Source organism: Lysobacter firmicutimachus, from assembly GCF_037027445.1.
Classification (GTDB): domain Bacteria; phylum Pseudomonadota; class Gammaproteobacteria; order Xanthomonadales; family Xanthomonadaceae; genus Lysobacter; species Lysobacter firmicutimachus.
On the sequence record NZ_JBANDL010000002.1, the window covers coordinates 2,861,582 to 2,883,020 of the forward strand.

The following is a 21,439-nucleotide window of genomic DNA, read 5'->3' on the forward strand; positions in this document are numbered from 1 at the left end:
CCCGACTTCCGACTCCCGAATCCCGGCCCGAATGGACCAACTTCTCGTCACCCGCATCGTCGAAGCCGCCCTGCTCGCGGCCAACCAGCCGTTGACGCTGGCGCAACTGCATGCGCTGTTTCCGGAAGACCAGCCGCCGCCGCCGGACAGCGTCGAGACCGCGCTGCAGACCCTGCGCGAAGGCTGCGCCGGGCGCGGCGTGGAACTGGTCGAGGTGGCCTCGGGCTTCCGCTTCCAGGTCCAGGCCGACGTGCACGCCTGGGTCGCGCGACTGTGGACCGAGCGCCAGACCCGCTACACCCGCGCCACCCTGGAAACCCTGGCCCTGATCGCCTACCGCCAGCCGATCACCCGCGGCGAGATCGAGCAGGTCCGCGGCGTCGCGGTCAGCAGCAACATCATCAAGGCCTTGGAAGAGCGCGAATGGATCCGCGTCGTCGGCCACCGCGACGTGCCCGGTAAGCCGGCCCTGTTCGGCACCACCAAGGCCTTCCTCGATTACTTCGGCCTCAAGCGCCTGGACGACCTGCCGCCGCTGTCCGAAATCAAGGACATCGGCGAACTCGAGCCGCAGCTGCCGCTCGACGGCGCGCCGATCGCCGCCGGCGGCATCGCCACGGCCGAGGGCGAAGCCGGCAACGATGCCGACGGCGACGCGCAGGACGCGGCCAATGCCGACAGCGCCGCGGACGAACCCGCTGCGGCCGGGCACGAAGCCGGCGACGCCGCCGAACAGATTCACCGAACCGACGACGCCGGCGACTCCGCCGACGCCGTGCAAGACCCCGAACACACCGTCCTGTCGGACGACCCCGAAGCCGCGCCGGGCGAGCGCGCGGCGGACGCGAACGATCACGAGCAAGACCAACACGCCGTCGAGACGACGACCGTTCCGGAACTTGAGGCCGAGTCCGAAGACGACCGGCCGGAGCAAGAGAAATGACTGAAGAAACCCGCCGCAAGCTGTCCCTCAAGCGCGGCAACGACAGCGTCGCCAGCGAGGCGCCGCGACTGGAAGAACGCCTGCACAAGGTGCTGGCGCAAGCGGGCCTGGGCTCGCGCCGCGCGCTCGAACAACGCATCGCCGACGGCCTGGTCAAGGTCAACGGCGAAGTCGCCCAAGTCGGCGTCAGCATCAAGAGCGGCGACAAGATCGAGCTCGACGGCCGCGGCTTCGTCGCCAGCGCCCTGACCGAACCCTCGCGCGTGCTGATGTACAACAAGCCCGAAGGCGAAGTCACCACCCGCGAAGACCCCGAAGGCCGCCCGACCATCTTCGATTCGCTGCCCGCGCTCAAGGGCGCGCGCTGGATCGCGATCGGCCGCCTCGACATCAACACCACCGGCCTGCTGCTGCTGACCACCGACGGCGAACTCGCCAATGCGCTGATGCATCCCTCCTTCGAGGTCGAGCGCGAGTACGTCTGCCGGGTGCGCGCGCCGGAAGGCCAGGAAACCGTGCCGGACAACCTGGTCGACCGCCTCGCCCGCGGCGTCGCCCTCGACGACGGCCCGGCCAAGTTCGACGAGATCGAACGTATCGGCGGCAGCGATTCGCACGACTGGTTCCGGGTCGTGGTCAAGGAAGGCCGCAACCGCGAAGTACGCCGCTTGTGGGAGTCGCAAGGCTGCCAGGTCAGCCGCCTCAAGCGCATCCGCTATGGCAAGGTCGCGCTGCCGCGCGAACTGCTGCGCGGCCATTCGCAGGAGTTGGCGGCCGACAAGGTCGAGGCCCTGCGCAACCAACTCGGACTGGAAGACGGCACTCCGTCGGCGCTGACCCTGCAGCCGGTGATCGGCCAGCGCAAGGCCACCAAGTCGACCGTGCACCTGTCCGGCGGCGAGCGCTCGCACGGCTATGTCGGCGGCCACAACACCGCCGACGAAGGCCGCGAACTGCGCCGCTTCGATCACGTGCGCGAAGACCGCAACGGCCGCGGCGGCCCGCGCAAGCACGGCGGCCTGACGGTCAGCGGCGAAGCCGCGGCCAAGCAGTCGCACAAGCCGTTCAAGCAGCGCAAGGAAAAGGGTCCCAAGCCGCTGCCGGACGGCAACCCCGCCGCATTCCGCACCTGGTACGTGCCGGAAGGCGTGGAAACCGGCCCCAGCGGTCACCGCAATCCGGACGGCCGCGGCAAGAAGCCCTATGGCGGCAAGGCCGGCGGCGGCGGCGGTCGCGGCCGTGCGGCCGGCGGCGGCGCGGGCGGCTTCGGCGGCGAACGCAGCGGCGGTCCCTACGGCGAACGCCGTGGCGGTGGCGGTGGTGGTGGCGGCGAACGTCGTGGCGGTGCCGGCGCAACCGGCGAACGCCGTAGCGGCGGCGGCGCCGGCCAGGGCCAGCGCAGCGCGCGCCCCTATGGCCATCCCGGCAACGCGCCGGCGTCCTTCCCCTCCGATCACGCCAATCCGGGCGGCTTCAATCCTTACGGCGAGCGCCCGCGCAGCAACGCGCGTCCGGGCGGCAAGCCGGGCGGGCGTCCCGGCGGCGCGCGTCCGGGCGGCCATGCCGCGCGCCCGAGCGGCCCGCGTCCGGGCGGCCCGCGCGGCGGCGGCCGTCCCGGCGGCGGACGCGGCCCGCGCGGTTGAGTCGTACCGGCCGACATCACTTCACGGGGCGCTACGGCGCCCCGTGTCGTTTCCGTGCCTGCGCTTTTCTCGACCGAGCGCGGCGTGAGCCCGTGCTTGCAGGAGCGGGCGTAAGCCGCGACCGAAGCCCGATTCGCCAACGTCGCCGACCGGCGCCTGACGGATCGCAGGCGGCATCGATAGCCGCGACGATCCGTAGCTGCGAAGGCGAACCGGCACTCATCGCCTTTGCCGACGCCGGCGACCGGAGCCTGACAAGCCGCAGGCGGCTCCGGTAGCGCGGGACGATCCGCGGCTTCGGAGGCGTGCGCGGTATTTCGCCGCTTCGGTTGATCGCGGCCTGCGTCGCGCCTGCCGGAGTGTGCCACTGCGCAGTTGTCCATGCGGCATTGCGGCAAATCGCCGCCGTAAAACTTTCATGCGCGCCCTTCGCCGCCACGCAAGCCGCACCGTTGCTGGCCGCGCGATTTTCATGACGGCGCATGCATTGACGCCCGGCGGATCGCCCTGCGCGTAATCGGCGCGCGTCGCCGCGGCCGGCAACAACGATGCCGCCGCCGCGGACCGCGTTCTCGCACCCCGTCCCGCATCGATCGGAGGAATGTTCATGCGCATCGCGAAATGGCTGTTGCTGTTGTTCTGCCTGGGCCTGCATTCGACCGCCGGCGCAGTCGTCGCCGGCGGCATGGTCGCGATCGACCGCAAGTGGCCGAGCACTGCGTCGGGCTACAGCGATCGCGACATCTATCTCGCCGTCACCCAGGAGCCGGGCAACAGCGGCTACACCTACTGGGCGCATCAGTTCTATTTCAAGAACGGCGACGGCGGCTACATCGGCCTGCAGCAACGCGCCGGCAGCGAGAAGGCGTTGAACTTCTCGATCTGGAAGGCCACCGGCTGGACCGCCGAACCCGACGCCCAGTGCGGTTACTTCGACCACGAAGGCAGCGGCGTGCAATGCTGGATTCCCTACGCCTGGGCCCAGGGACGCAAATACAAGCTGCGCCTGGTCAATGAGTCGCAGGCGCGTTGGGCGGCCTACGTCACCGACATGCGCAGCGGCGCCAGCCGCAAGGTCGCGACCATCCAGGTCCCGACCGCCTGGGGCGGGCTCAATGAAACCACGGTCGAGTTCCTCGAGAATTACGCCCAGGGCAGCGACCAGTACGCCAGTTGCGCGCAGGTGCCGGCGACCAGTGCGGTGTTCTTCCGCCCGGCCTCGGCCAACGGCAGCGTCGCGCCGCTCAGCAGCACGGCGAAGAACTACGGCAACTGCGCGACGATCGCACGCTCGGCCTGCACCGACCAGCAAGATTGCATCGCCGCCGACAACAAGTACGGCACGCTCGGCTCGCCCAAGGTTCTGCTCAATACCTACAGCGGCTATTGCCTGGATACGCTCGCCGGCGGCAGCCGCGCCGGCTTGTGGAGCTGCGCCAGCAACAACGCCAATCAGCTGATCGAGCGCGACGACGGCTTCCGCTTGTTGATGCGCAACCGCACGCAATGCCTGCAGGCCGCCGGCAACGGCGAGGTCGCCCTGGCGGCCTGCGACAACAGTTCGGCCCAGCGCTGGATGCCGATGCCGGGCAGCGACGGGCTGTACAACGTCGGCAGCGACACCTGCCTGGACCCGCTCAACAATGCGGCCCAGGGCGCGTACTTGCGCGTCTACAGCTGCCTGGGCAACGGCTACCAACGCTGGAAGCTGAATCCCTGAGCCCACGGCGCCGCAGCGCGATCACGCCGCTGCGGGCCGATTCCCGCCGCCGCGATGCATCGCGGCGGCGGCGGCGCCATGTGACGCGCGCCTGGGCGACCGCCGACGGGTCGCCCTACCCGGCCCGCGCGCTTACAGCCCCAATTCGCTGAGCCCGGGATGTTCGTCCGGTCGACGGCCTTGCGGCCAATGAAACAAGCGATCCGCGGCCGCGATCGGACGATCGTTGATGCTGGCCACCCGTACCGCCATCAGGCCGTCGTCGCCGAACTCCCAATTCTCGTTGCCGTAGCTGCGGTACCACTGCCCGGCGTCGTCGCGCCATTCGTACGCGAAGCGAACGGCGATGCGATGGCCCTCGAAGGCCCACAGCTCCTTGATCAGGCGATAGTCGAGCTCACGGTCCCACTTGCGGCGCAGGAAGGCCACGGCGGCCTCGCGCCCCTGCACGAACTCGGCGCGGTTGCGCCAGCGCGTGTCGACGCTGTAGGCCAGCGCGATCCGCTCGGGATCGCGCGAGTTCCAGGCGTCCTCGGCCAGGCGGACTTTTTCGATCGCGCTGTCGCGGCTGAACGGCGGCAAGGGGGGACGGGTGTTCACAGGCGGCTCCGACGTTGTGTAGACAGGATTGTCTACATTCAATCTAGGCCATGTAGACAGATTTGTCTACATGGCTGGCACAGGGTGGACCCATCGGTCTACCATGCCGCCATGACCCGCGATATCGCCCCCGAAACCGCCGCCCTGCCCGCGCGCGAGCGCATCCTGCGCACCGCGCACGATCTGTTCTATCTGGAGGGCATCCGCGCTACCGGCATCGACCGGGTGATCGCCGAGTCCGGCGTCACCAAAGTCACCCTGTACCGGCATTTCCCGAGCAAGAACGAGCTGATCCTGGCTTTCCTGAAGTACCGCCACGAACGCTGGATGACCTGGTTCGATGCCGCCCTGCTGCGCCACGGCGCGCAGCACGCCGACGCGAAAGCGCTGGTGCCGGCCTTGGCCGAATGGTTCGCTCATCCGCACTATCGCGGCTGCGCTTTCATCAATGCGGTGGCCGAAATCGGACCGGCGCTGCCCGAAGCGGTGGTTTGCGCGCGCCGGCACAAGCAGGAGCTGGCCGAGCGCATCGCCGCGCTGCTGCCGGCGGACGCGCCGCAACGCGAGCTGCGCGCGCGCGCGCTCGCCCAGGCGGTCGACGGCGCGATCGTGCGCGCGGCCAGCGAGACCGATCCCGGCCCGGCCCTGGAAGCGCTCGCGTTCTCAGTCCGAACGCTTAGCCCGTCACAGCCCTGAGCGGCCGGGTCCGCGACTTCACACAGACGCCATCGAGTCTTCGCCGACCCGGTCCAGACTGATCCCGCACTCCCCCTGCGAGACGGTCATGAATCACGATTCCCGTTCTTACGACTGCGATCTGGTCGTCGTCGGCGCCAGCTTCGCCGGCGCCGCCTGCGCCCTCGCCGCCGCGCGCGCAGGCCTACGCGTGGTCGTGCTCGAACGCAAGCGCGACCCGGGCGAGAAACTGCGCACCACCGGCATCGTGGTCAAGGAAGCCGCGGAACAGACCTGGCTCAGCCGCGCCCCGGCGGGCTGCCTGCACCGGGTCGAGCGCGTGCGGTTGTATTCGCCCAAGCTGCGCAGCATGGCGCTGAGCGCGCCGGGCTACTACTTCCTCACCACCGACACGCCACGGCTGATGCGCTGGCTGGCCCAGGACCTGGTGCGTCATGGCGTGGATCTGCGCCTGGGCGCCTCGTTCACCCAGGCCGAGCGCGACGGCGAAGGCTGGCGCGTCGAAGGCGTCGGCCGCGCGCGTTTCCTGGTCGGCGCCGACGGCGCCAAGTCGCGCGTCGCCGAGCGCACCGGCCTGGGCCGCACCCACGAGTTCCTGTACGGAATCGAGTACGAGTTCCCCGGCGCCAGCCTGCCCGAGTCCGGCGCCCTGCACTGCTTCGTCAGCAAACGCTACGCGCCCGGCTATATCGGCTGGGTCGCGCAGAACCCGACTGGCGTACAGGCCGGGCTGGCGCTGCGCCACGACGCCGAGCACGCGCGCGTGCCGGATATCGACGGCTTCCTGGAACGCGTGCGCGGCGTGGTCGGGCTCGACCCGGCGATCGCGCCGACCGCTACCCGCGCCGGCTTGATCCCCTGCGGCGGCCCGGTGTTTCCGCTGGCGCGCGACGGCGTGATGCTGACCGGCGACGCCGCCGGCATCGTCTCGCCGGTCACCGCCGGCGGCATCCACTCGGCCTGGGCGCACGGCGAAACCCTGGGCCAGGCCATCGCCCTGCACGCGCTCGGCCAGGGGCCGGCGCCGGAGACCATCGCCCGCGACGCCGCGCCGCGCTTCCGGCGCAAGCGCGCGCTGCGCTGGGCTTTCGATCACTTCCAGTTCGACTGGCCGTTCGACCTGTTGCTGCACTCCGCCCCGTTGCGCTGGGCCGCCGAGCAGGTGTATTTCCACAAGCGCGGCGTACGCGGCGCGGATGCGCCGGACAGCGCCGGCGAGCTGGACCGCAGTTGGCCGCGCGGCGGCTGAGCACCGGCGCAAATCAGAGGAGGCGGTGGATGAAACGATGGCTGGCGGGAGGAGCGGTACCGGCATGGGCGTTGGCGGGCGCGATGCTCGCCGGATCGGGCCTGGCCGCTCCGGCGCAAGCGCAGTCGGGGCGAATCGGATCGGAGCCGTCCGTATCGCAGCAGTCCGCGGCGAAGCAGCCCTCGCCCAGGCAATCCGGACCGGAGCCGTCGGCGACCGGGCCGGCCGCCACCCCGCCCGCTGCGCTGCAAGCGACGCCCGACGCGCGCCGGCGCGACGTGCTGTTGAGCGAAGGCGCCCGGCGCCAGGCGCTGCGTATCGCCAAGACCGCATCGTTGCAGGGGCCGATCCAAGGCGTGCGCATGCTCGCCGATTCCGGGCCCGCCGCCGCGCGCTACCTGTTGCTGGAACTCGACTCGGCCAGCCGCGAAGACGGCGGCGCCGGCTACTGCGGCGCCGGCGTCGAGACCGACCTGATCTGGCTGGCCCTGGACGCGGCCTGGGCGGTGCGCAAACACGACGCCTACCGCATCGCCTCCTGCCTGGAACCGCTGGAACCGCTGGCGCGCGACGATCGCGACGACGGCTCCGTACGGGTCACCCTGCTGCGCTACGGCCGCGACGGCGCACCGGACCGCGAAGTCAGCGTGCGCTATGACGCCGCCGAACCGGACCAAGGCCTGCAGGTGCACGATCGGGTGCGCTGATTGCTCTTCCTCAGCAGCACGGCGAGCATGCGCGTCACGCGGTCGCCGTGGTTCGCGGCTCACGCCGCTCCTACGGGCGCAACGTCGCATCCCCTGCACCGCACAAGCCGCCGCAGCAGCGCGCAGAGCGAGCGGCAGCAGCGCCCGCATCGAAACCGCGCTCCCTCTGGGCAGGAGCGGCGCAAGCCGCGACATCGAACCCGCGCCCGGCGACACCGCGATCTGAAACCCGCGATCTGAGCCCCTAGGGTCGCGGCTCGCGTCGCTCCTGCCCTATAGCGACGCAGCCTCTGTAGGAGTGGCGCAAGCCGCGACAACCGGAGGGACGCACGCAAACGCCACCGCCGGAGGCGGGCGTTTCAGGCCAGCTCGAACCGATCCCCGTCCAGCATCGCCGGGAAGCGTTCGCGGTGCGCGGCCAGTTCGGCGGCCTGCAGGGTCGTGGTGACCACGACTTCCTCGTCGGTGCATTCGCTGACCGGATGACCGAGGAAATCGATCACCGCGCTGTCGCCGGAATAATGCAGGCCGTTGCCGTCGTTGCCGACCCGGTTCAGGCCGACCACATAGCTCAGGTTCTCGATCGCCCGCGCGCGCAGCAGGGTCTTCCACGGATACGCCCGCGCCGACGGCCAGTTGGCGACGTACAGCAGCAGGTCGTAGTCCAGCGCGCCGGAGCGCTCGACGTCGTAGCGGTTGCGCGAAAACACCGGGAAGCGCAGGTCGTAACAAACCATCGGGCAGATCCGCCACCCCTTCCACTCCACGGTCAGGCGCTCGCGGCCGGCCGCATAGCGCTCGTGCTCCTTGGCGTAGCGGAACAGATGGCGCTTGTCGTAAGTCGACAACGCTCCGTCCGGAGTCGCGAACAGCAGGCGGTTGAACACGCCGCTCTCGGTGCGCAGCTGCACGCTGCCGGTCACCGCCGCATCGAGCCGGGCCGCCTGCTCGCGGATCCAGGCCACGGTCGGCCCGTCCATGGTCTCGGCATCGCCGATCGCCTCGTTGCTGAAGCCGCTGGTGAAGGTCTCCGGCAATACGACCAGGTCGGTCAGGCCGCGCAGCGAGCCGATCAGGTGACCGTAGTACTCGCGGTTGCCGGCCGGATCGTGCCAGCGGGTGGCGCCTTGCACCAGGGAAACGCGCAGATCGTTCATGCGGAAGCGAACGCTGTGGAGGATGGCCCCATTATGGCCCGGACGGACGCCGGATGGCGCGCCGGCCCGGCAGTCGCGGCACCGGCCGCGGCCAACCGAAACGGTGCCCGCACCCGCCGCCGGCCGAAGCCAGGCGAACCGGAGGCTGGCAAAACCGGACGGTCCGCGGCAGCGGAGGCGGACGTGGTGCTTCGTCGCGTCGGTCGATCGCGGCTCACGCCGCTCGTGCAAGAAACGGCTGCCGGCGCGCGAACGAAAACGCCGCCGGTTCCCCGGCGGCGTCCGATCGCGTCCGGCGGTGCCGGCCGGCTCACCCGACCTTGATGTCGAGCACCGGCACGGTGACCTTGGGCAGCAGGCGCTGGGTGAACAGCTTGTCCTGGTAGTACTTGATCTTGTCGCACTTCACCGGATGCGGGATGCCTTCGTACAGGAAGACCTCGGTGTCGAAGCCCATCGCCTTGAGCTCCTGCGGCAGCATCAGCGCGCGCCGCTCTTCCGACTCGCTGCGCGAGACTTCCTTGCCGCGGGTGATGTTCTCCTTGCGCACGGTGGTGTAGCCGAGCATTTCGGAGTAGTCGTTGGCGTCCTGCTGCTCGCGCGGCGCGTAGATGATCTGCAGCGCGTGGTTGGTGATGATGGTGCGCGAGACGTCCTTGCCGTAAGTCGCGTCCAGCTGCGACATGCTCTGGATGATCGGCAGCAGGCGGATGTTGTAGCCGGCCATGTACGACACCGCCGAGGCGATGATGTCGACCTTGCCGATCGAGGTGAACTCGTCCATCAGCAACAGGCACTGATGCTTGAGCTCGGGGTTGTTCTGCGGCAATTCGCGGGTGTTGAGGTTGATGATCTGGCTGAAGAACAGATTCACGATCAGCCGGCTTTCGGCCAGCTTGTTCGGCTGGATGCCGACGTAGATCGTCATCTTCTTCTTGCGCAGGTCGGTCAGCAGGAAGTCGTCGGTCGCGGTGGCCGCGTCCAGGACCGGGTTGATCCAGGGGTTCAGCGGCTCCTTGAACGTGCCCAGGATCGAGGCGAAGGTCTCGTCGGCCTGCGACAGCATGTTGGCGAACGCCGACTTGGCGTTGCTGCTCAGGAACGGCCGCTCGGAGAGGCCCTTCAGGAACGGCTTGAGCTCGCTCTTGCCGTCGCCCGAGGACAAGCGGTAGACCGCGCCCAAGGTCGGCGCGGTCGCGAACGGGAAACCGACCTTCTGCGCGTCGTCGTAAGCCTCGAACAGGTACAGGGTGAAGGCCATGAAGGCGTTGCGCGCCTGGCTGACCCAGAACTTCTGATCGTCCGAACCGTCCGGATACAGCATCGCGGCGATGCTCATCAGGTCGGAAACGCGGAACGCCGGATCGTTGGACACGTAGGTCAGCGGGTTCCAGCGGTGGGTGCGGCGGTCTTCGGCGAAGGGGTTGAACAGGAAGATCTCCTGCCCCTGCTGCGAACGCCAGCCGCTGGTCAGGTCGAAGTTTTCCTGCTTGATGTCCAGCACCACCATCGAGCCCTGATAGTTCAGCAGGTTCGGGATGACGATGCCCACGCCCTTGCCGGAGCGGGTCGGCGCGGCCAGGATCACGAACTGCTGGCCGCTGAGCTGGACCAGTTGGCCGTTGAACTTGCCGACCACGATGCTGGTCGGGCTGGACTTGAACATGCCCTTGGCCGACAGGTCGCCGGCCTTGGCGAAGCGCGCGTCGCCGTGCATCGACTTCTTCTGCGGCTTCAGCATCAGCGCGACCAGCACCAGGTAGCCGATCAACGGCGCGCCGTAGCCGATGAAGCCGCCGGCCTTGATCTTGCCCGCGTAAGGCTTGTACTGCGGCAGGTCGAGGACCTTGAGGTAATCGAGATAGGTGCTCCACTTGAGCGCCGCGGTATCGATCTTCATCAACATCAGCGTCACGTATCCCGACAGATACGTCCCCGCGGCCAGTACGAGTACCAGAATCGCCAGGGCGAAAATAAGCTTCCCTTTCACGTAATGTTTCCTGCTTGGAATCCCCGAACCCGCTGTCGGTCAGCGTCGCCTCCGGCCGGGCCGCGTGGTGGACGGGGCCGGCGGGCGCGATGCGGCCATGATATCCGGCGCGGAGGCTCCGCTGGAGGCCAGTTCGCGCTCCCATTGCTCCAGCCACAGCCGGGCGTCGCTGAGGGTCAGTTCCTGACGCAATTTGAGCCCGGACGAGGACAGCACCGCATAGGCGTAGATGTCGTCCTCTTCGTAGTCGGCGTCGCGGGTCAGGGCCACGATCTGATAGTGGCCGCGGGTCTGGATATGGTGTCGGTACTCGTTCATTCGGCCTCCTGGCCGGCGCGCCCTGCGGCGCGCCGGGCGCGGTCAGTCGCGGTCCTTGAACAGACTGCGCATCAGCGAGGGCTCGCGGCGCTCCTCGCGGTTTTCGTTGTGGCGATCGTCGTGGGGTTCGTCGCGGCCGGGCCGGCGCTCCTGATCGCGCTGCAGCTCCTGCAACTGGCGCTCGCGCTCCAACTGCACGAACAACTGGGTGGTGCGCTCCATCGACTGCGCCGCCGCCTGGGCGGTATCGACGTGCGCGATCCGCCGGCCGGGCGCGTCCGGCTCGCCCTCGACGGCGAAGCTGCGCGCGCCGTCGCGGCTGAGCGCGACGTGGTCGACGCTGCGCAACCCGCCGGCGCGCGCCTCCAGGGCCAACGCCGCGGCCAGGTTGTCGCGCTGCTCGGTCGGGTAACTGCGCAGCGCGTCCTGCTTGTCCAGGCAGACCCGAACCTGGGCGTAGAAGTCGTGATGCGGATGACTGGGACTGCTGAGCAGATTGCGCTGCTCGGCGCGGCGCAGGTCGTCCAGCGTTTGCGTGCCTGCGCCTTCCGGCACGGCCAGGCGCGGTTCCTGAGCGTTTGCGTTCATCGCCGAACCTCCGGTTCGTTGCGCCCGCGATCGCCGCCGATCGGAGCCGATTTCGACTGCAGCCGTCCCGCAGGCCGATGCTCGCGCAAGCGCTGCGGGGGTTCAAGCCGCCCGCGCCGCGCGACGGCCGGAGCCGACGCGCGGCGGAACGTGGCAGCGACAGGCCCGACCTCCCTAGCGGTCGGACCTGCCCTGCCGCCTCCGCCCTCCGTGGCGGAGTCGACCTCCCTGTCGCGGGCACCGCCTCCCTGTCCGACGCATTCCCTTGCGCCTGCGATGCCCATCCCGCGTCGGCCGCAGGTCCGCCCTCCACCGGGATCACGGACCTGCCGCCGAAACGAGCCGTTCGGATCGCGGCGCAGCCCGCCGCGATCCGTGTCCTGCGCCGGCGTCCCGCCTCGCGGGCGCCGGCCTCACCTCATGCGATCACCATCCGCGGCCCGGTCTGCTGGCGCGCCTCCAGGGTCTGCTGCGGCTCGGCCAGGGTCTGGGCCTGCGCCGGCGCGTCCTGCTGCAGGCGCTGGCTGGACTGTTCGACGCTCTGCGCCACGGCCTGGCCGCGGTCGGCGAACACGCGGTGATGGGCCGGGTCCTGCAGACCGCCCTGGACCGCGAACAGGCCGCTGCCGTTGAGATTGGGCACCACGTGGTCGATCCGGTTCATGCCGGCCACGCGCGCCTCGTAGGTCAGCGTGCCGGCGGCGCGCTCGAGTTCTTCGCGGCTGCGCAGGCCGGCCTGCGGGCCGAGCCGTTCCAGGCCTTCGACCGCCTGGCGGTACATGGCGTAGTTCGGATGCGCCGGATTCGACAGCAGCGGCGCAGCGTCGGCGCGACCGAGCTGGGCCAGGGTGTTGCGCCCGGCGATGCCGTCGGCCTCGAGCCCGTGCGCGCGCTGGAACGCCAGCAAGGCCTGGCGCGTGCGATCGCCGAACTCGCCGTCGGCCTGCAGCGGACGGCCCTGCTCGTCGCGGTACCCCAGACGGTTGAGGTTTTCCTGCAACGCAAGCACCTGCTCGCCGCGTTCGCCGCGACGCAACACGCCGTCGTCGCGCTGCGCGCTGCGCGCGCGGTCGTGGGCATGGTCGTGATCGTGGCCGTGATCGCGCGCGCCGACGCTCTGGCGCCGGTTCCAGAAATCTTCGGGGTTGATGTTGCGTCCCTGCGCGTCCTTCATCTGGTAATGCACGTGCTGGGCGTACTGGTCGGCGCCGCGCGGCCCGCGTCCGCCCATGGTGCCGATCTCGGTGCCGGGTTCGACGTGCTGCCCGACCACCACCGACTGGCGATCGGTGTGCAGCAGCTGATGCAGATTGCCCTCGCCGTCGCGGATGCCGATGGTGCCGAAGCGGCCGCCGACGAATTCCACCGTGCCGGCGACCGGCGAATGAATGCGCGGGTGGGTCAGGTTCACCCCGCTCTGGCCGCCGACATAATTGAAGTCGGAGCCGCCGTGCGGGCCGCCCTCGCGGTGCTCGCCGTAGTGCCCGGTGATGTGCGGCGAACGGCCCTGCTGCGGGGGCAGGATCGTGTTCATGGCATCTTGGTAAGACATGGAAGTCCTCGAAGCGGGTTCGTTGGCGCCGGTCACAGCGAGTCGTCGCGCATGCGGTACAAGGTCCAGCAGTCGCCCTTACGGAAGAAATACGACAGCTGGTAGTCGGTGTCGGGCTTGGCCAGCATCACTTCCTTGTCGCCGTTCAACTCGCTCTGGCTCAGCGCCAGCCCGTCCTGCTTCTGCCGGGTCGAGCTCGGCATCAACGGAAACTTCAACTTTTCGTCGTCGAGCAGCGCCGTCACCGGCCTGGGCTCCGGGTCGGCATTGGCATCCAGGGTTTCGCTCTGCAGCGGGCGCTTGGTGAAGGCCTTCTGCACCGCGGGGTCGTCCATGAACGCGACCAGGAAGGCATCGAAATCCTGCGACGGACAGGCGATGCCGCCGACGCCCTTGGCGAGGGCCGGCTTGTCCGCCGCGGCCTGGCTCTTGGACGCGACCTCGCAGCCGCCCAGGGCGAACAGCGCGGCCAGCAACAACAGGGACGGGATGCGTTTCATCACTCGGTTTCTCCAAAGTACTGCGGACGATCGCGGCGGAGCTTCGGACTCCGCCGCCTGCGGCGACGAGCTTACCGGCCGCCGGCGACCGGCTCGCGGCACCGCTTCACGCTTGCCGATGTGCGATCACGGTTGCAGATCGCCGTTCACCCGCAGCCGGAACGGTTGCGGGCGGTCGCGGCCTTCGCCGCGCGCGTACTGCCCGCTCACCGTGAGGCCGGCATCGCGCCAGGCGAAACCGGCCGGGTCCTCCCCGACCCAGGCCGATACCGCCCCGCTCGCACCGGGCACGCTCAGCGGCGCCTGCGCCAGGGTCGCGCCGCTGCGCGCATCCAGCTTCAACGCATGCAGCACGGTCTGCGACAGGCTCTGCTGCGCCTGGGTGTCCGATTGCAGCAGCACGTACAGCGCCCCGCCTTCGCCCAGGCAGTGAGTGGCCCGGCTTTGGTGCATGTCCGCCGGCAAGTCCAGGCTGCGCACCCAAACCGGCCGTCCCGAGGTTTCGGCGAGGTAGACCACCGGCCGCGGGTTCATGCCCTCTTCGTCGGTGGCCGCGCCGACCACGCACTGCCGGTTGCCGCCGATCGACTCGCTGGCATAGGACGAGAAACCCGCCGGGATCTCCGCCGCCGCAGCCGGCATCGCGACGGCCGGCGCGGTCCGCGCGGCGGCAGCGTCGGGGGACTGCGCTGCCTGGCTCGCTGCGGACACGGCGGCCGCGCGCTCGCCGGCGGGTTCCGCCGCGCAGGCCGTCAGCGCCCACCCCAGGGCAGCCAGCGCCAGCAGCGGAACCAGGGAATCGATCTTCATCGCCTTGCCATCCTCTTCAGACCCGTCTTCGGCACATCGTCGCGCTCACATCGATTCTGCGAGCCGGAATGGCGCGTCCGCCGTATCGGCGGCGAACGCGCCAGACCGGGCCGCACCGACCGCTCCCGCCTCCCCGCGTGAGCGACCGGTCACCCTTGGTCGTCCTTGACCGTCGTCCCTGACTCAACAGCGGATGGTCAGACCATCACCGGCCGCTGCTGGCGCTCCTGCTGCTGTTGCTGCTGCTGAGCCTGCTGCGGCACGTCCTGCTGCAACTGCTGGCTGATCTGCTGCACGGTCTGCGCGACCGCCTGGCCGCGATCGACGTGGACGCGATGGTGGGCCGGGTCGGCGACATCGCCCTGGACCGCGAACAGGCCGGTGCCGCTGGCGTTCGGCACCACGTGGTCGATCTTGTTCAGACCGCTGACGCGCGCTTCGTAGGTCAAGGTGGCGGCGGCGCGCTCCATGTCTTCGCGATTGCGGAAGCCGCCGTTCGGGCCCAGGCGCTCCAGGCCTTCCACCGCCTGGCGGAACATCGGGTTGTCGCGGTTGGCCGGATCGGCCAGCGAACCGGTGCGCGCCGGCTCGGCCTGCGTTGGCTGCTGGCGCTCGGCCGGCTGCTGATCGCGCTGCGGCTGCGCGTTGCGCAGGGCATTGAGCGTGTCGCGCCCGGCGATGCCGTCGTCGGTGAGACCGTTGGCGCGCTGGAACGCCTTCAACGCCTCCTCGGTACGCCGGCCGAAGTGGCCGTCCGGATTGAGCTCGCCGCCGGCCGCATCGCGGTAGCCCAGACGCTTGAGCGTTTCCTGCATGTCCTGCACCGCCTGGCCGCGCTCGTTGAGCTTGAGCACGCCGTCGGCCATCGCATCGCGGCTGCCGCGACCCTGCGTCTCCGGCAGGTTCACCTGGCCGCGCGCCAGCCCCTGCATCACTTCCGGGGTCAGCATGCGCTCCCACTCGGCGACCGCGGCGCGGCGCTCGGGCAGATGGTTGCTGCCGCCGTTGATGTCGCGGGTCGCCGCGCGCACGTCGAACTGGTGGCCGTGCGGCACCACTCGGCTCTGCCAGTAGTGCACCGCGATGTTGGCGGCATTGGTGCGGTCGGCGGCGAGGTCCGGGTTGCGGGTCAGGTCCAAGCCGAGTTCGCGCGCGGCGCGCTCGTAGTTGTCGCGACCGGTCAGCTGCACGTAGCCGCGGCCGTGGAAACGCCAGCCGTCGCCCGGCTCGGTGTTGCCGAGGTTGTCGCGGCCCCAGCGGCCGCCGTAGATCTGCTCGGCGATCTGCTCGCGGCCGCCGTTCACGGCGGCGCGCGCCTCGGCCAGGGTGTCCATGCCGTTGCGGCCCGGGAACACTTCCAGCAGGCGTTCGGCGCTGTAGCCCAGGCCTTCGTGCATGCTGCGGAAGCGGCCCGACTCGACCTGCATCTGGCCCATGAACGCGGCCAGTTCGCGCGGATCGCGGATGCCGGCGTTATAGGCGTGTTGCAGCAGGAAATCGCGATTGCTCGGGTTCGACATGGTGTATTCCTCCTTGATGAAATCGTGGCGACGGCCGGACCTTCCCGGCCGTGTGATCAACTCTTGGCCGGCAGGCCGCTGCGATCGATGGCGTCGTCGCGGCCCCAGCTACGGGTGAACTTGAACAGCGCGTCGTCGATGTCGTCGACCACGCTGCCGGACTCGCAGGCCTGCACGCTGTCGGCCGTGGCCGCGCCGGCGGCGACGGTCATCAGGCCCTGCTCCTGCATTCCGGCTTCGCCGGAAATCGAATAGAAAATGCGCTTGCTGCCGGCGTCTTCGAACGAGTACGCGTAGCCGCCGCTGTTGCCGGCGAACCCCAGCTGAGTACGCTTGAAGCGGCCCGCCGGCGCGCTGTTGTCGGCCGGGAAGCGGTACTCGGCGCGGCCGGCGCCCTGGGCGAAGTAGACGTAACCGGACTGCTCGTTGGCGCCCTTGGACGCGCAGATCGAAGCCAGCTGACCGCCGCCGAGCTTGCACGCGAACACGATGTCCTCGTTCGCCGCGCACAGCGAGCGCCCATCGCCGGCCGGCGCCGCAGCCGCCTCGGTGGCGGCGGGCGCGGCCGTCGCCGGCGCTGCGTCGGCCTCGCTCGCCGGCGCGGTCGCGGCCGCGGCTGGCGCGGATGCCGCCGCGCTCTCGCCGCCCGGCGCAGTGGGCGAATTGCAGCCGGCCAGCACGGTCAACAACGCAAGGCCCAACAGGTTCGAAGCTTTCATGGCAGTTCCTTGATGATCGAGGTACGGAAAGACGCCGGGATCGGCGGGTTCGTTCGCAGGACGCAAGCGTCCCGGGGCGCGGTCACGGCGCCGGTTCGGATCGGGCGAAAGTCGGGGCGACGCACGGCGGTGGCCGGCGCGCAGGCGGCGACGAAGCGGCCGGTTCGAACCAGGCGAGTCCGGGCACCCCGATCGCGATGCGAACGAGGCGCCGTCGGCTCAGACCGTATGGCTCTTCGGCTTCTGCTCCGGCGCCTGCGCCGCGAATTGCGGCGCATCCTGCCCGGACTGGAAGGTCGATTGCTCGATCGGCTGCTGCGCCGCGTGGGCCTTGTCGACGTGCACGCGCTGATGACCGGGGTCGGTCAAGGCGCCCTGCACGGCGAACAAGCCGCCGCCATTGGCGGTCGGCACCACGTGATCGATGCGGCTCAGTCCGCTGACCTTGGCCTCGTAGGTCAAGGTCGCGGCTGCGCGCTCGAGTTCGGCGTGGCTCTTGAAGGCTTGAGGGCCCAGCTTCTCCAACCCGTCCACCGCGTTCTTGAACATGGCGTGGTCGGGATGGGCGGCATTCGACAGCAAGGGCGCGCGTTCGGCCTGCTTCAGCGCTTCCAGAGTCTTGGGACCGGCGATGCCGTCGTCCTTCAGGCCGTGGGCGCGCTGGAAAGCCTGCAACGCTTCCTTGGTGCGCTCGCCGAAATCGCCGTCGGCGCGCAGCGCATGGCCGCGCGCGTCGTGATAACCGAGCTGGTTGAGCGACTCCTGCAGGCCGCGCACGGCTGGGCCGCGTTCGTCCTGCTTGAGCAGCCCGTCGGCCAGCGCATTGCGCGCAGCGGCCGGTTCGCGGGCAGGCGCCCGCGTGTCGGCCTGTCCGATGGACACGCCGTGCTTCTTGATGTCTTCGATGATGCCGGGAAGCTTGCGTTCCCAGGCTTCGGCGTAGTTCTGGCAGTCCTTGGCCGCTTTCACGGTCCAGGCCTTGGCCGGGGTGACGCCGTTGACGGTGCGACGCGCGTTGTACAGATCGTGCGAGTCTTCGTCGATGTAGCGGTCCAGACGCTTGCCGGTGAACAGACCGTCGCGCATGCCCACCACCAGGATCTTGGCGGCCAGCTCGGGGTCTTTGGCGAGATCGGGATGCTTGACCAGCTGCCCGTTGAGGCCCAGCAGCTTGTCGAAAGTCTTGTAGTTGTAGTCGTGGGTCAGGTGCACATACCCGCGACCATAGAATTCTTCCCCGCCGCTGTAGCCCAGCTTGCGCGCCTGCGACCGGCCGAAATCTTCTTCCGGGGCGCTGAAATTGCGGGTTTCGTGCTGCGCCGTCGCCAGCATGTAGGCGATCTGGCGCGTATCGGTGACGCCGTTTTCGAGCGCGGTCTTGACGATGAGATTGACCGACGAATTGCGGTCTATCCCAAAGCCCTCCGTGCTCCGGCCGTGGCCGTTGCTCATGGTGCTATCTCCTGTACGTGCATGTCATTGGAATTTGTTGTATCGCCGAGTCCATCGAGGGACCCGTGCGTTGCATGTACCAGCGTTGTGTGTGGCTGAAGATCAGCCGCGCCCTGTTCGCATCAGGGCTGGTGAAGCACCTCCTTCATCTCGCCGTCGACGAGCTTCTCGGTTCTCACCTTAACCCGATCCTGGCCTTCGGTCGAGTCTTCAGTGACACGTTCGACCAGCTTCGGCCGCCCACCTTCGATGGCGTATGTTTCGACGACGTGCAGGCAACAGCCGTCGGTGGAGGTGGAAACAAGACGCCCGTCACGAACCAGGAACAGGCCGTTGCTACCGATGGTCAGATCGGAAAATTCCTGGTCGAACTCGAAGCTGTGCCGCGCCGGATCGTACAGATACACGTCGTAGGAAGCGGCGCCGTGCGCGCCCTCCTTGCCGGTCCACAGCAGCAGGTCGTCGTGGCCGTCGCCGTCGACGTCGGCCAGCACCAGCGACACGCCTTGCGGGAAGCGCTCATCGAGCGGACCGCGGTACAAGGTCTTGGCGCTGTCCAGATACAAGGCGTCCGGCTTGAGGCTCTGGCGCAGACTGCCGTCGCGCCGGCTCAGGCTCAATTCGACGCCTCGGTTGCACAGGCTCAGGGTATCGCTCTGCTCGATGCAGGCGGGCGCGGTAAGGCTCAGGCTCAGGTCGCCGGCCTCGACTTGCAGGGCGCCGGAGGCGTTGAGCTGGGCGGAAACAGAGATCGGCATGGACACTCCTGTGCTCGCCTGGCCGCTCCCCGCCGGCGACGCCGCAGCGGCGGGTGCGGGCGCAGGCGTGCCGCGGTCGGGCGCTTTGCACGCCGCCAGGCCGCAGATCACGAACAGACAGACGGACTGAAATCGTTTCATCGCATGGTGACCGGTCTTGGGGCAAGTGTACGTCATGCGTGCGGCGCGAGCCGTCGATCGCCAATCGGCGCAAAACAACCGGACCCGGCCGCCAGGCGCCAGCCCGGCAGCGGTCCGCCTGCGAGCGAAAATACGGGGTCGGAACGGACAGGCTGTCCGATTCCGACACTCCTCGCCAGTGTACGAACGGCCTCGCGAACGTCACCGCCCGTGCCGCGACGCGGCCCGGGCGTGCGCGAGCCCCCTGCCCGGCCCGGACCGCTCAGGGCATCGCCGGACGCGGCGCCTGCCGCTCGGGCGCGGCCGACACCGGCTGCATCTGCGCGGCATCCTGCTGCAACTGCTGGCTGGTCTGCTGCACCGATTGGGTCGCGGCCTGGGCCTTATCGACGTGGGCACGCAGATGGGCCGGATCGTTCAAGGCGCCCTGCACCGCGAACACGCCGCTGCCGCTGGCATTGGGCACGACATGGTCGATCCGGCTCAGGCCGCCGGCCTTGGCCTCGTAAGCCATCGCCGCCGCCGCGCGCTCGCGGTCCTCGCGATGGGGGTAGCCGGCCTGCGGGCCGAGTTTCTCCAGGCCGTCGAAGGCCTGCTTGTACAACGCATGGTTCGGATGCGCCGGATCCGACAAGAGCGGCCCCTGCGGGCTCGCGTCGTTCCGGCGCTGCGCCGGCGCCGCGTTCTTGATCGCGTTCAAGGTATCGCGGCCGGCCTTGCCGTCGTCGTCCAGACCATGCGCGCGTTGGAAAGCCTCGACGGCCTCCTTGGTGTGCTTGCCGAAATGCCCGTCGGCGGACAAGGGATGGCCCTGCGCGTCGCGGAACCCCAGGCGGTTGAGGTTCTCCTGCAACTCGCGCACCGCCGGCCCGCGCTCGTCGAGCTTGAGCACGCCGTCGGCCATCGCATCGCGGCTCGGCGCGGGACGCGGCGCGGCATCGTGCGAGCGGTTGCCCGGCGCCAGCGATACCGGCGGCACCTCGATGCCGTTGTTCTTCAGCAACGCTTCCTGGTTGGCCAGCTGCACCAGCGAGTCTTTCTCGTTGTTGGCGCGCTTGAGCAGCCCGGGCCACCAGTCCGGCGAGCTTTTGAACAAGGTGTTGTTGTGGGCGATCTTGTAGTCCTGCACCGCCTCGACGATCTGCTTGTCGCTCAGTTCCGACAGCTTGTAGTCCTTGCCGTACGCCTCCTTCATCCCCTTGTCGAAGATGTCGGGGGTCAGGCCGCGGAACTGCACCGAGGTGCTCCACAAGGCATCGTGCACCGCGCGGCCGCGATCGGACAGATCGATGCCGCGCGCCTTCAGCGCCTCGTTCTGCTTGTCGAAATGCGAGCGGCCGATGAAGTCGTGCTGATCCTTGCCGAAGCCCGGATCGGACGCGGCCAATTGCTTCCATTTGGCGTTAAACTCGGGCGTCGCCGGGGTCAGCCCCTTGAACTGGTCGCCGTAGCGCGACTGTTCCAGGTACTCCTGCACCGTGCCCTTCTTGCTCGACAACTGGTACTCGCCGTAAGACACGCCGCCGGCGTCGCCGACGCCGGTGGAAATCGTCCCGGCGCCCTTGCCCGAGGACTCGTAACCCGACGAGGTCTGGCCGATATGCCAGCTGTTGATGGCGCGCTTGGCCTTCTCGATATCGTCTGCCATTGCATTCACTCCTGTGATCGTTGCTGGGTTTCCCTACCGACGGATCAGCGCTGGCGCGCGATCATCGCTTCCAGTTCGACCGCGCGCTCGGCGGTCATCTTCAATGCGCAACTGTTGGCCTCGATGCGCTGGGCCTGACCTTCGGTCTCGGCATCCCAGGCGCAGGCCTTGTCCTTCTCGGCGATCCACTTGCGCTGCGCGTCGCGCAGGACGGACATGTCCGCCGTCGGCAGCAGCGCCTGCAGGCGCTTGTAGGCGGCGTTGAGGCGGCCGTCCTGATACTCGAACTCCTGCTCGATGCAGGCCTGGATCTCGAAGGTGACGCCGTTGGTGGCTTCGGCGCACTTGCTGTAGGACTCGCGGAACATGCTGGCTTCCTTGTCGGTGGAATTTTCCTTGGGGGCGGCCTCAGGCGCCGGCGCTTGCGCAACGGCCTCAGGCACGGCAGGCGTCGGCACGGCCTCCGGCTGCGTCGCCGGCGCGGCAACCGGCGCAGGCGTCGCGGCCTCGTTGGCCGGGGCCTGGGCTTGGCAGGCGGCAGTCAATGCCAGCAATGCGGCCAAGCCGCAGCGATGAATGGCGTTCATGCGGATTACGTCTCTCCCTGACCCGTCGGGTGCGCGCGGATTCGCGCCATCGGAGCCCAGTCCCAGGCCGTGCGGCATCGTAGCAGAGGCGATCCGAGTATCAGCGCAAATTCGGGGCGCGAAGCTGAACGCGCCTCCATC

At 69.1% G+C, this 21,439-nt stretch carries 20 protein-coding genes; 6 read left to right on the top strand and 14 right to left on the bottom strand.

Translation table 11 applies throughout. The annotated features are described in order from the left end of the window. Nucleotides 1–31: 31 nt before the first annotated feature. From scpB to V2J18_RS12545, 3 genes are all read left to right on the top strand, one after another. On the top strand, nucleotides 32–943 hold the full coding sequence (gene scpB, locus V2J18_RS12535; RefSeq protein ID WP_336131935.1) for an SMC-Scp complex subunit ScpB: 912 nt from the start codon (nucleotides 32–34) through the stop codon (nucleotides 941–943). Further along, nucleotides 940–2,586, top strand: coding sequence for a pseudouridine synthase (locus tag V2J18_RS12540; RefSeq protein WP_336131936.1), 1,647 nt, complete (start codon nucleotides 940–942; stop codon nucleotides 2,584–2,586). Before scpB ends, V2J18_RS12540 begins: the two co-directional genes overlap by 4 nt. Before the next feature lie 607 nt (nucleotides 2,587–3,193). After that, on the top strand, nucleotides 3,194–4,306 hold the full coding sequence (locus V2J18_RS12545) for an RICIN domain-containing protein (protein WP_336131937.1): 1,113 nt from the start codon (nucleotides 3,194–3,196) through the stop codon (nucleotides 4,304–4,306). Between the two features lie 132 nt (nucleotides 4,307–4,438). Here V2J18_RS12545 and V2J18_RS12550 read toward each other — a convergent pair whose 3' ends face one another. Then, nucleotides 4,439–4,906: a nuclear transport factor 2 family protein gene (locus V2J18_RS12550; protein WP_064749427.1), complete on the bottom strand. Its 468-nt coding sequence runs from the start codon at nucleotides 4,904–4,906 to the stop codon at nucleotides 4,439–4,441. A gap of 111 nt (nucleotides 4,907–5,017) precedes the next feature. Here V2J18_RS12550 and V2J18_RS12555 point away from each other — a divergent pair, with 111 nt between their 5' ends. From V2J18_RS12555 to V2J18_RS12565, 3 genes are all read left to right on the top strand, one after another. Then, on the top strand, nucleotides 5,018–5,602 hold the full coding sequence (locus V2J18_RS12555) for a TetR/AcrR family transcriptional regulator (protein WP_336131938.1): 585 nt from the start codon (nucleotides 5,018–5,020) through the stop codon (nucleotides 5,600–5,602). An 88-nt stretch (nucleotides 5,603–5,690) separates the two neighbouring features. Beyond that, nucleotides 5,691–6,851 (top strand): NAD(P)/FAD-dependent oxidoreductase, encoded by a 1,161-nt coding sequence (locus V2J18_RS12560; RefSeq protein WP_336131939.1) that lies wholly within the window; start codon nucleotides 5,691–5,693, stop codon nucleotides 6,849–6,851. Nucleotides 6,852–6,880: 29 nt separating this feature from the next. After that, the gene (locus V2J18_RS12565; protein ID WP_141233566.1) at nucleotides 6,881–7,558 is read left to right on the top strand and encodes a hypothetical protein; all 678 of its coding nucleotides are present in this window, start codon (nucleotides 6,881–6,883) and stop codon (nucleotides 7,556–7,558) included. Nucleotides 7,559–7,917: 359 nt separating this feature from the next. Here the strand turns inward: V2J18_RS12565 and V2J18_RS12570 are convergent, their stop codons facing one another. From V2J18_RS12570 to V2J18_RS12630, 13 genes are all read right to left on the bottom strand, one after another. After that, a complete protein-coding gene (locus V2J18_RS12570) occupies nucleotides 7,918–8,715 on the bottom strand; it encodes an amidohydrolase (protein ID WP_064749431.1) in 798 nt (265 codons plus the stop codon). 310 nt (nucleotides 8,716–9,025) lie between these two features. Further along, on the bottom strand, nucleotides 9,026–10,705 hold the full coding sequence (locus tag V2J18_RS12575) for a type IV secretory system conjugative DNA transfer family protein (RefSeq protein WP_064749432.1): 1,680 nt from the start codon (nucleotides 10,703–10,705) through the stop codon (nucleotides 9,026–9,028). Between the two features lie 39 nt (nucleotides 10,706–10,744). Further along, nucleotides 10,745–11,023 carry a hypothetical protein gene (locus V2J18_RS12580; RefSeq protein WP_336131940.1) on the bottom strand — a complete coding sequence of 93 codons (279 nt, stop codon included), beginning with the start codon at nucleotides 11,021–11,023 and terminating at the stop codon, nucleotides 10,745–10,747. Nucleotides 11,024–11,065: 42 nt separating this feature from the next. Further along, complete coding sequence (locus V2J18_RS12585) at nucleotides 11,066–11,611, bottom strand: XVIPCD domain-containing protein (protein ID WP_336131941.1); 546 nt, start codon at nucleotides 11,609–11,611, stop codon at nucleotides 11,066–11,068. A 418-nt stretch (nucleotides 11,612–12,029) separates the two neighbouring features. Beyond that, the gene (locus tag V2J18_RS12590; protein ID WP_336131942.1) at nucleotides 12,030–13,163 is read right to left on the bottom strand and encodes an XVIPCD domain-containing protein; all 1,134 of its coding nucleotides are present in this window, start codon (nucleotides 13,161–13,163) and stop codon (nucleotides 12,030–12,032) included. Nucleotides 13,164–13,195: 32 nt separating this feature from the next. Next, nucleotides 13,196–13,663 (bottom strand): hypothetical protein, encoded by a 468-nt coding sequence (locus tag V2J18_RS12595; RefSeq protein ID WP_336131943.1) that lies wholly within the window; start codon nucleotides 13,661–13,663, stop codon nucleotides 13,196–13,198. A gap of 126 nt (nucleotides 13,664–13,789) precedes the next feature. After that, on the bottom strand, nucleotides 13,790–14,473 hold the full coding sequence (locus V2J18_RS12600; protein WP_336131944.1) for a hypothetical protein: 684 nt from the start codon (nucleotides 14,471–14,473) through the stop codon (nucleotides 13,790–13,792). 197 nt (nucleotides 14,474–14,670) lie between these two features. Next, entirely contained in the window at nucleotides 14,671–15,993 is a 1,323-nt protein-coding gene (locus tag V2J18_RS12605; RefSeq protein WP_336131945.1) for an XVIPCD domain-containing protein, read from the bottom strand. 56 nt (nucleotides 15,994–16,049) lie between these two features. Then, nucleotides 16,050–16,712: a hypothetical protein gene (locus V2J18_RS12610; RefSeq protein WP_336131946.1), complete on the bottom strand. Its 663-nt coding sequence runs from the start codon at nucleotides 16,710–16,712 to the stop codon at nucleotides 16,050–16,052. A gap of 219 nt (nucleotides 16,713–16,931) precedes the next feature. Beyond that, on the bottom strand, nucleotides 16,932–18,164 hold the full coding sequence (locus tag V2J18_RS12615; RefSeq protein ID WP_336131947.1) for an XVIPCD domain-containing protein: 1,233 nt from the start codon (nucleotides 18,162–18,164) through the stop codon (nucleotides 16,932–16,934). A gap of 122 nt (nucleotides 18,165–18,286) precedes the next feature. Continuing rightward, nucleotides 18,287–19,063 (bottom strand): FG-GAP repeat protein, encoded by a 777-nt coding sequence (locus V2J18_RS12620; RefSeq protein WP_336131948.1) that lies wholly within the window; start codon nucleotides 19,061–19,063, stop codon nucleotides 18,287–18,289. Between the two features lie 262 nt (nucleotides 19,064–19,325). Further along, nucleotides 19,326–20,711: a VgrG-related protein gene (locus tag V2J18_RS12625; protein ID WP_336131949.1), complete on the bottom strand. Its 1,386-nt coding sequence runs from the start codon at nucleotides 20,709–20,711 to the stop codon at nucleotides 19,326–19,328. A gap of 44 nt (nucleotides 20,712–20,755) precedes the next feature. After that, nucleotides 20,756–21,298, bottom strand: a complete 543-nt coding sequence (locus V2J18_RS12630; RefSeq protein ID WP_261370190.1) for a lysozyme inhibitor LprI family protein — start codon at nucleotides 21,296–21,298, stop codon at nucleotides 20,756–20,758. Nucleotides 21,299–21,439: the final 141 nt, after the last annotated feature.

Excerpts from the sequence above, each read along its gene's own strand:
- scpB (WP_336131935.1), top strand. The coding sequence starts at position 32 with ATGGACCAACTTCTCGTCACCCGCATCGTCGAAGCCGCCCTGCTCGCG.
- V2J18_RS12540 (WP_336131936.1), top strand. The coding sequence starts at position 940 with ATGACTGAAGAAACCCGCCGCAAGCTGTCCCTCAAGCGCGGCAACGAC.
- V2J18_RS12545 (WP_336131937.1), top strand. The coding sequence starts at position 3,194 with ATGCGCATCGCGAAATGGCTGTTGCTGTTGTTCTGCCTGGGCCTGCAT.
- V2J18_RS12555 (WP_336131938.1), top strand. The coding sequence starts at position 5,018 with ATGACCCGCGATATCGCCCCCGAAACCGCCGCCCTGCCCGCGCGCGAG.
- V2J18_RS12560 (WP_336131939.1), top strand. The coding sequence starts at position 5,691 with ATGAATCACGATTCCCGTTCTTACGACTGCGATCTGGTCGTCGTCGGC.
- V2J18_RS12565 (WP_141233566.1), top strand. The coding sequence starts at position 6,881 with ATGAAACGATGGCTGGCGGGAGGAGCGGTACCGGCATGGGCGTTGGCG.
- V2J18_RS12570 (WP_064749431.1), bottom strand. The coding sequence starts at position 8,715 with ATGAACGATCTGCGCGTTTCCCTGGTGCAAGGCGCCACCCGCTGGCAC.
- V2J18_RS12580 (WP_336131940.1), bottom strand. The coding sequence starts at position 11,023 with ATGAACGAGTACCGACACCATATCCAGACCCGCGGCCACTATCAGATC.
- V2J18_RS12585 (WP_336131941.1), bottom strand. The coding sequence starts at position 11,611 with ATGAACGCAAACGCTCAGGAACCGCGCCTGGCCGTGCCGGAAGGCGCA.
- V2J18_RS12590 (WP_336131942.1), bottom strand. The coding sequence starts at position 13,163 with ATGTCTTACCAAGATGCCATGAACACGATCCTGCCCCCGCAGCAGGGC.
- V2J18_RS12595 (WP_336131943.1), bottom strand. The coding sequence starts at position 13,663 with ATGAAACGCATCCCGTCCCTGTTGTTGCTGGCCGCGCTGTTCGCCCTG.
- V2J18_RS12600 (WP_336131944.1), bottom strand. The coding sequence starts at position 14,473 with ATGAAGATCGATTCCCTGGTTCCGCTGCTGGCGCTGGCTGCCCTGGGG.
- V2J18_RS12605 (WP_336131945.1), bottom strand. The coding sequence starts at position 15,993 with ATGTCGAACCCGAGCAATCGCGATTTCCTGCTGCAACACGCCTATAAC.
- V2J18_RS12610 (WP_336131946.1), bottom strand. The coding sequence starts at position 16,712 with ATGAAAGCTTCGAACCTGTTGGGCCTTGCGTTGTTGACCGTGCTGGCC.
- V2J18_RS12615 (WP_336131947.1), bottom strand. The coding sequence starts at position 18,164 with ATGAGCAACGGCCACGGCCGGAGCACGGAGGGCTTTGGGATAGACCGC.
- V2J18_RS12620 (WP_336131948.1), bottom strand. The coding sequence starts at position 19,063 with ATGAAACGATTTCAGTCCGTCTGTCTGTTCGTGATCTGCGGCCTGGCG.
- V2J18_RS12625 (WP_336131949.1), bottom strand. The coding sequence starts at position 20,711 with ATGGCAGACGATATCGAGAAGGCCAAGCGCGCCATCAACAGCTGGCAT.
- V2J18_RS12630 (WP_261370190.1), bottom strand. The coding sequence starts at position 21,298 with ATGAACGCCATTCATCGCTGCGGCTTGGCCGCATTGCTGGCATTGACT.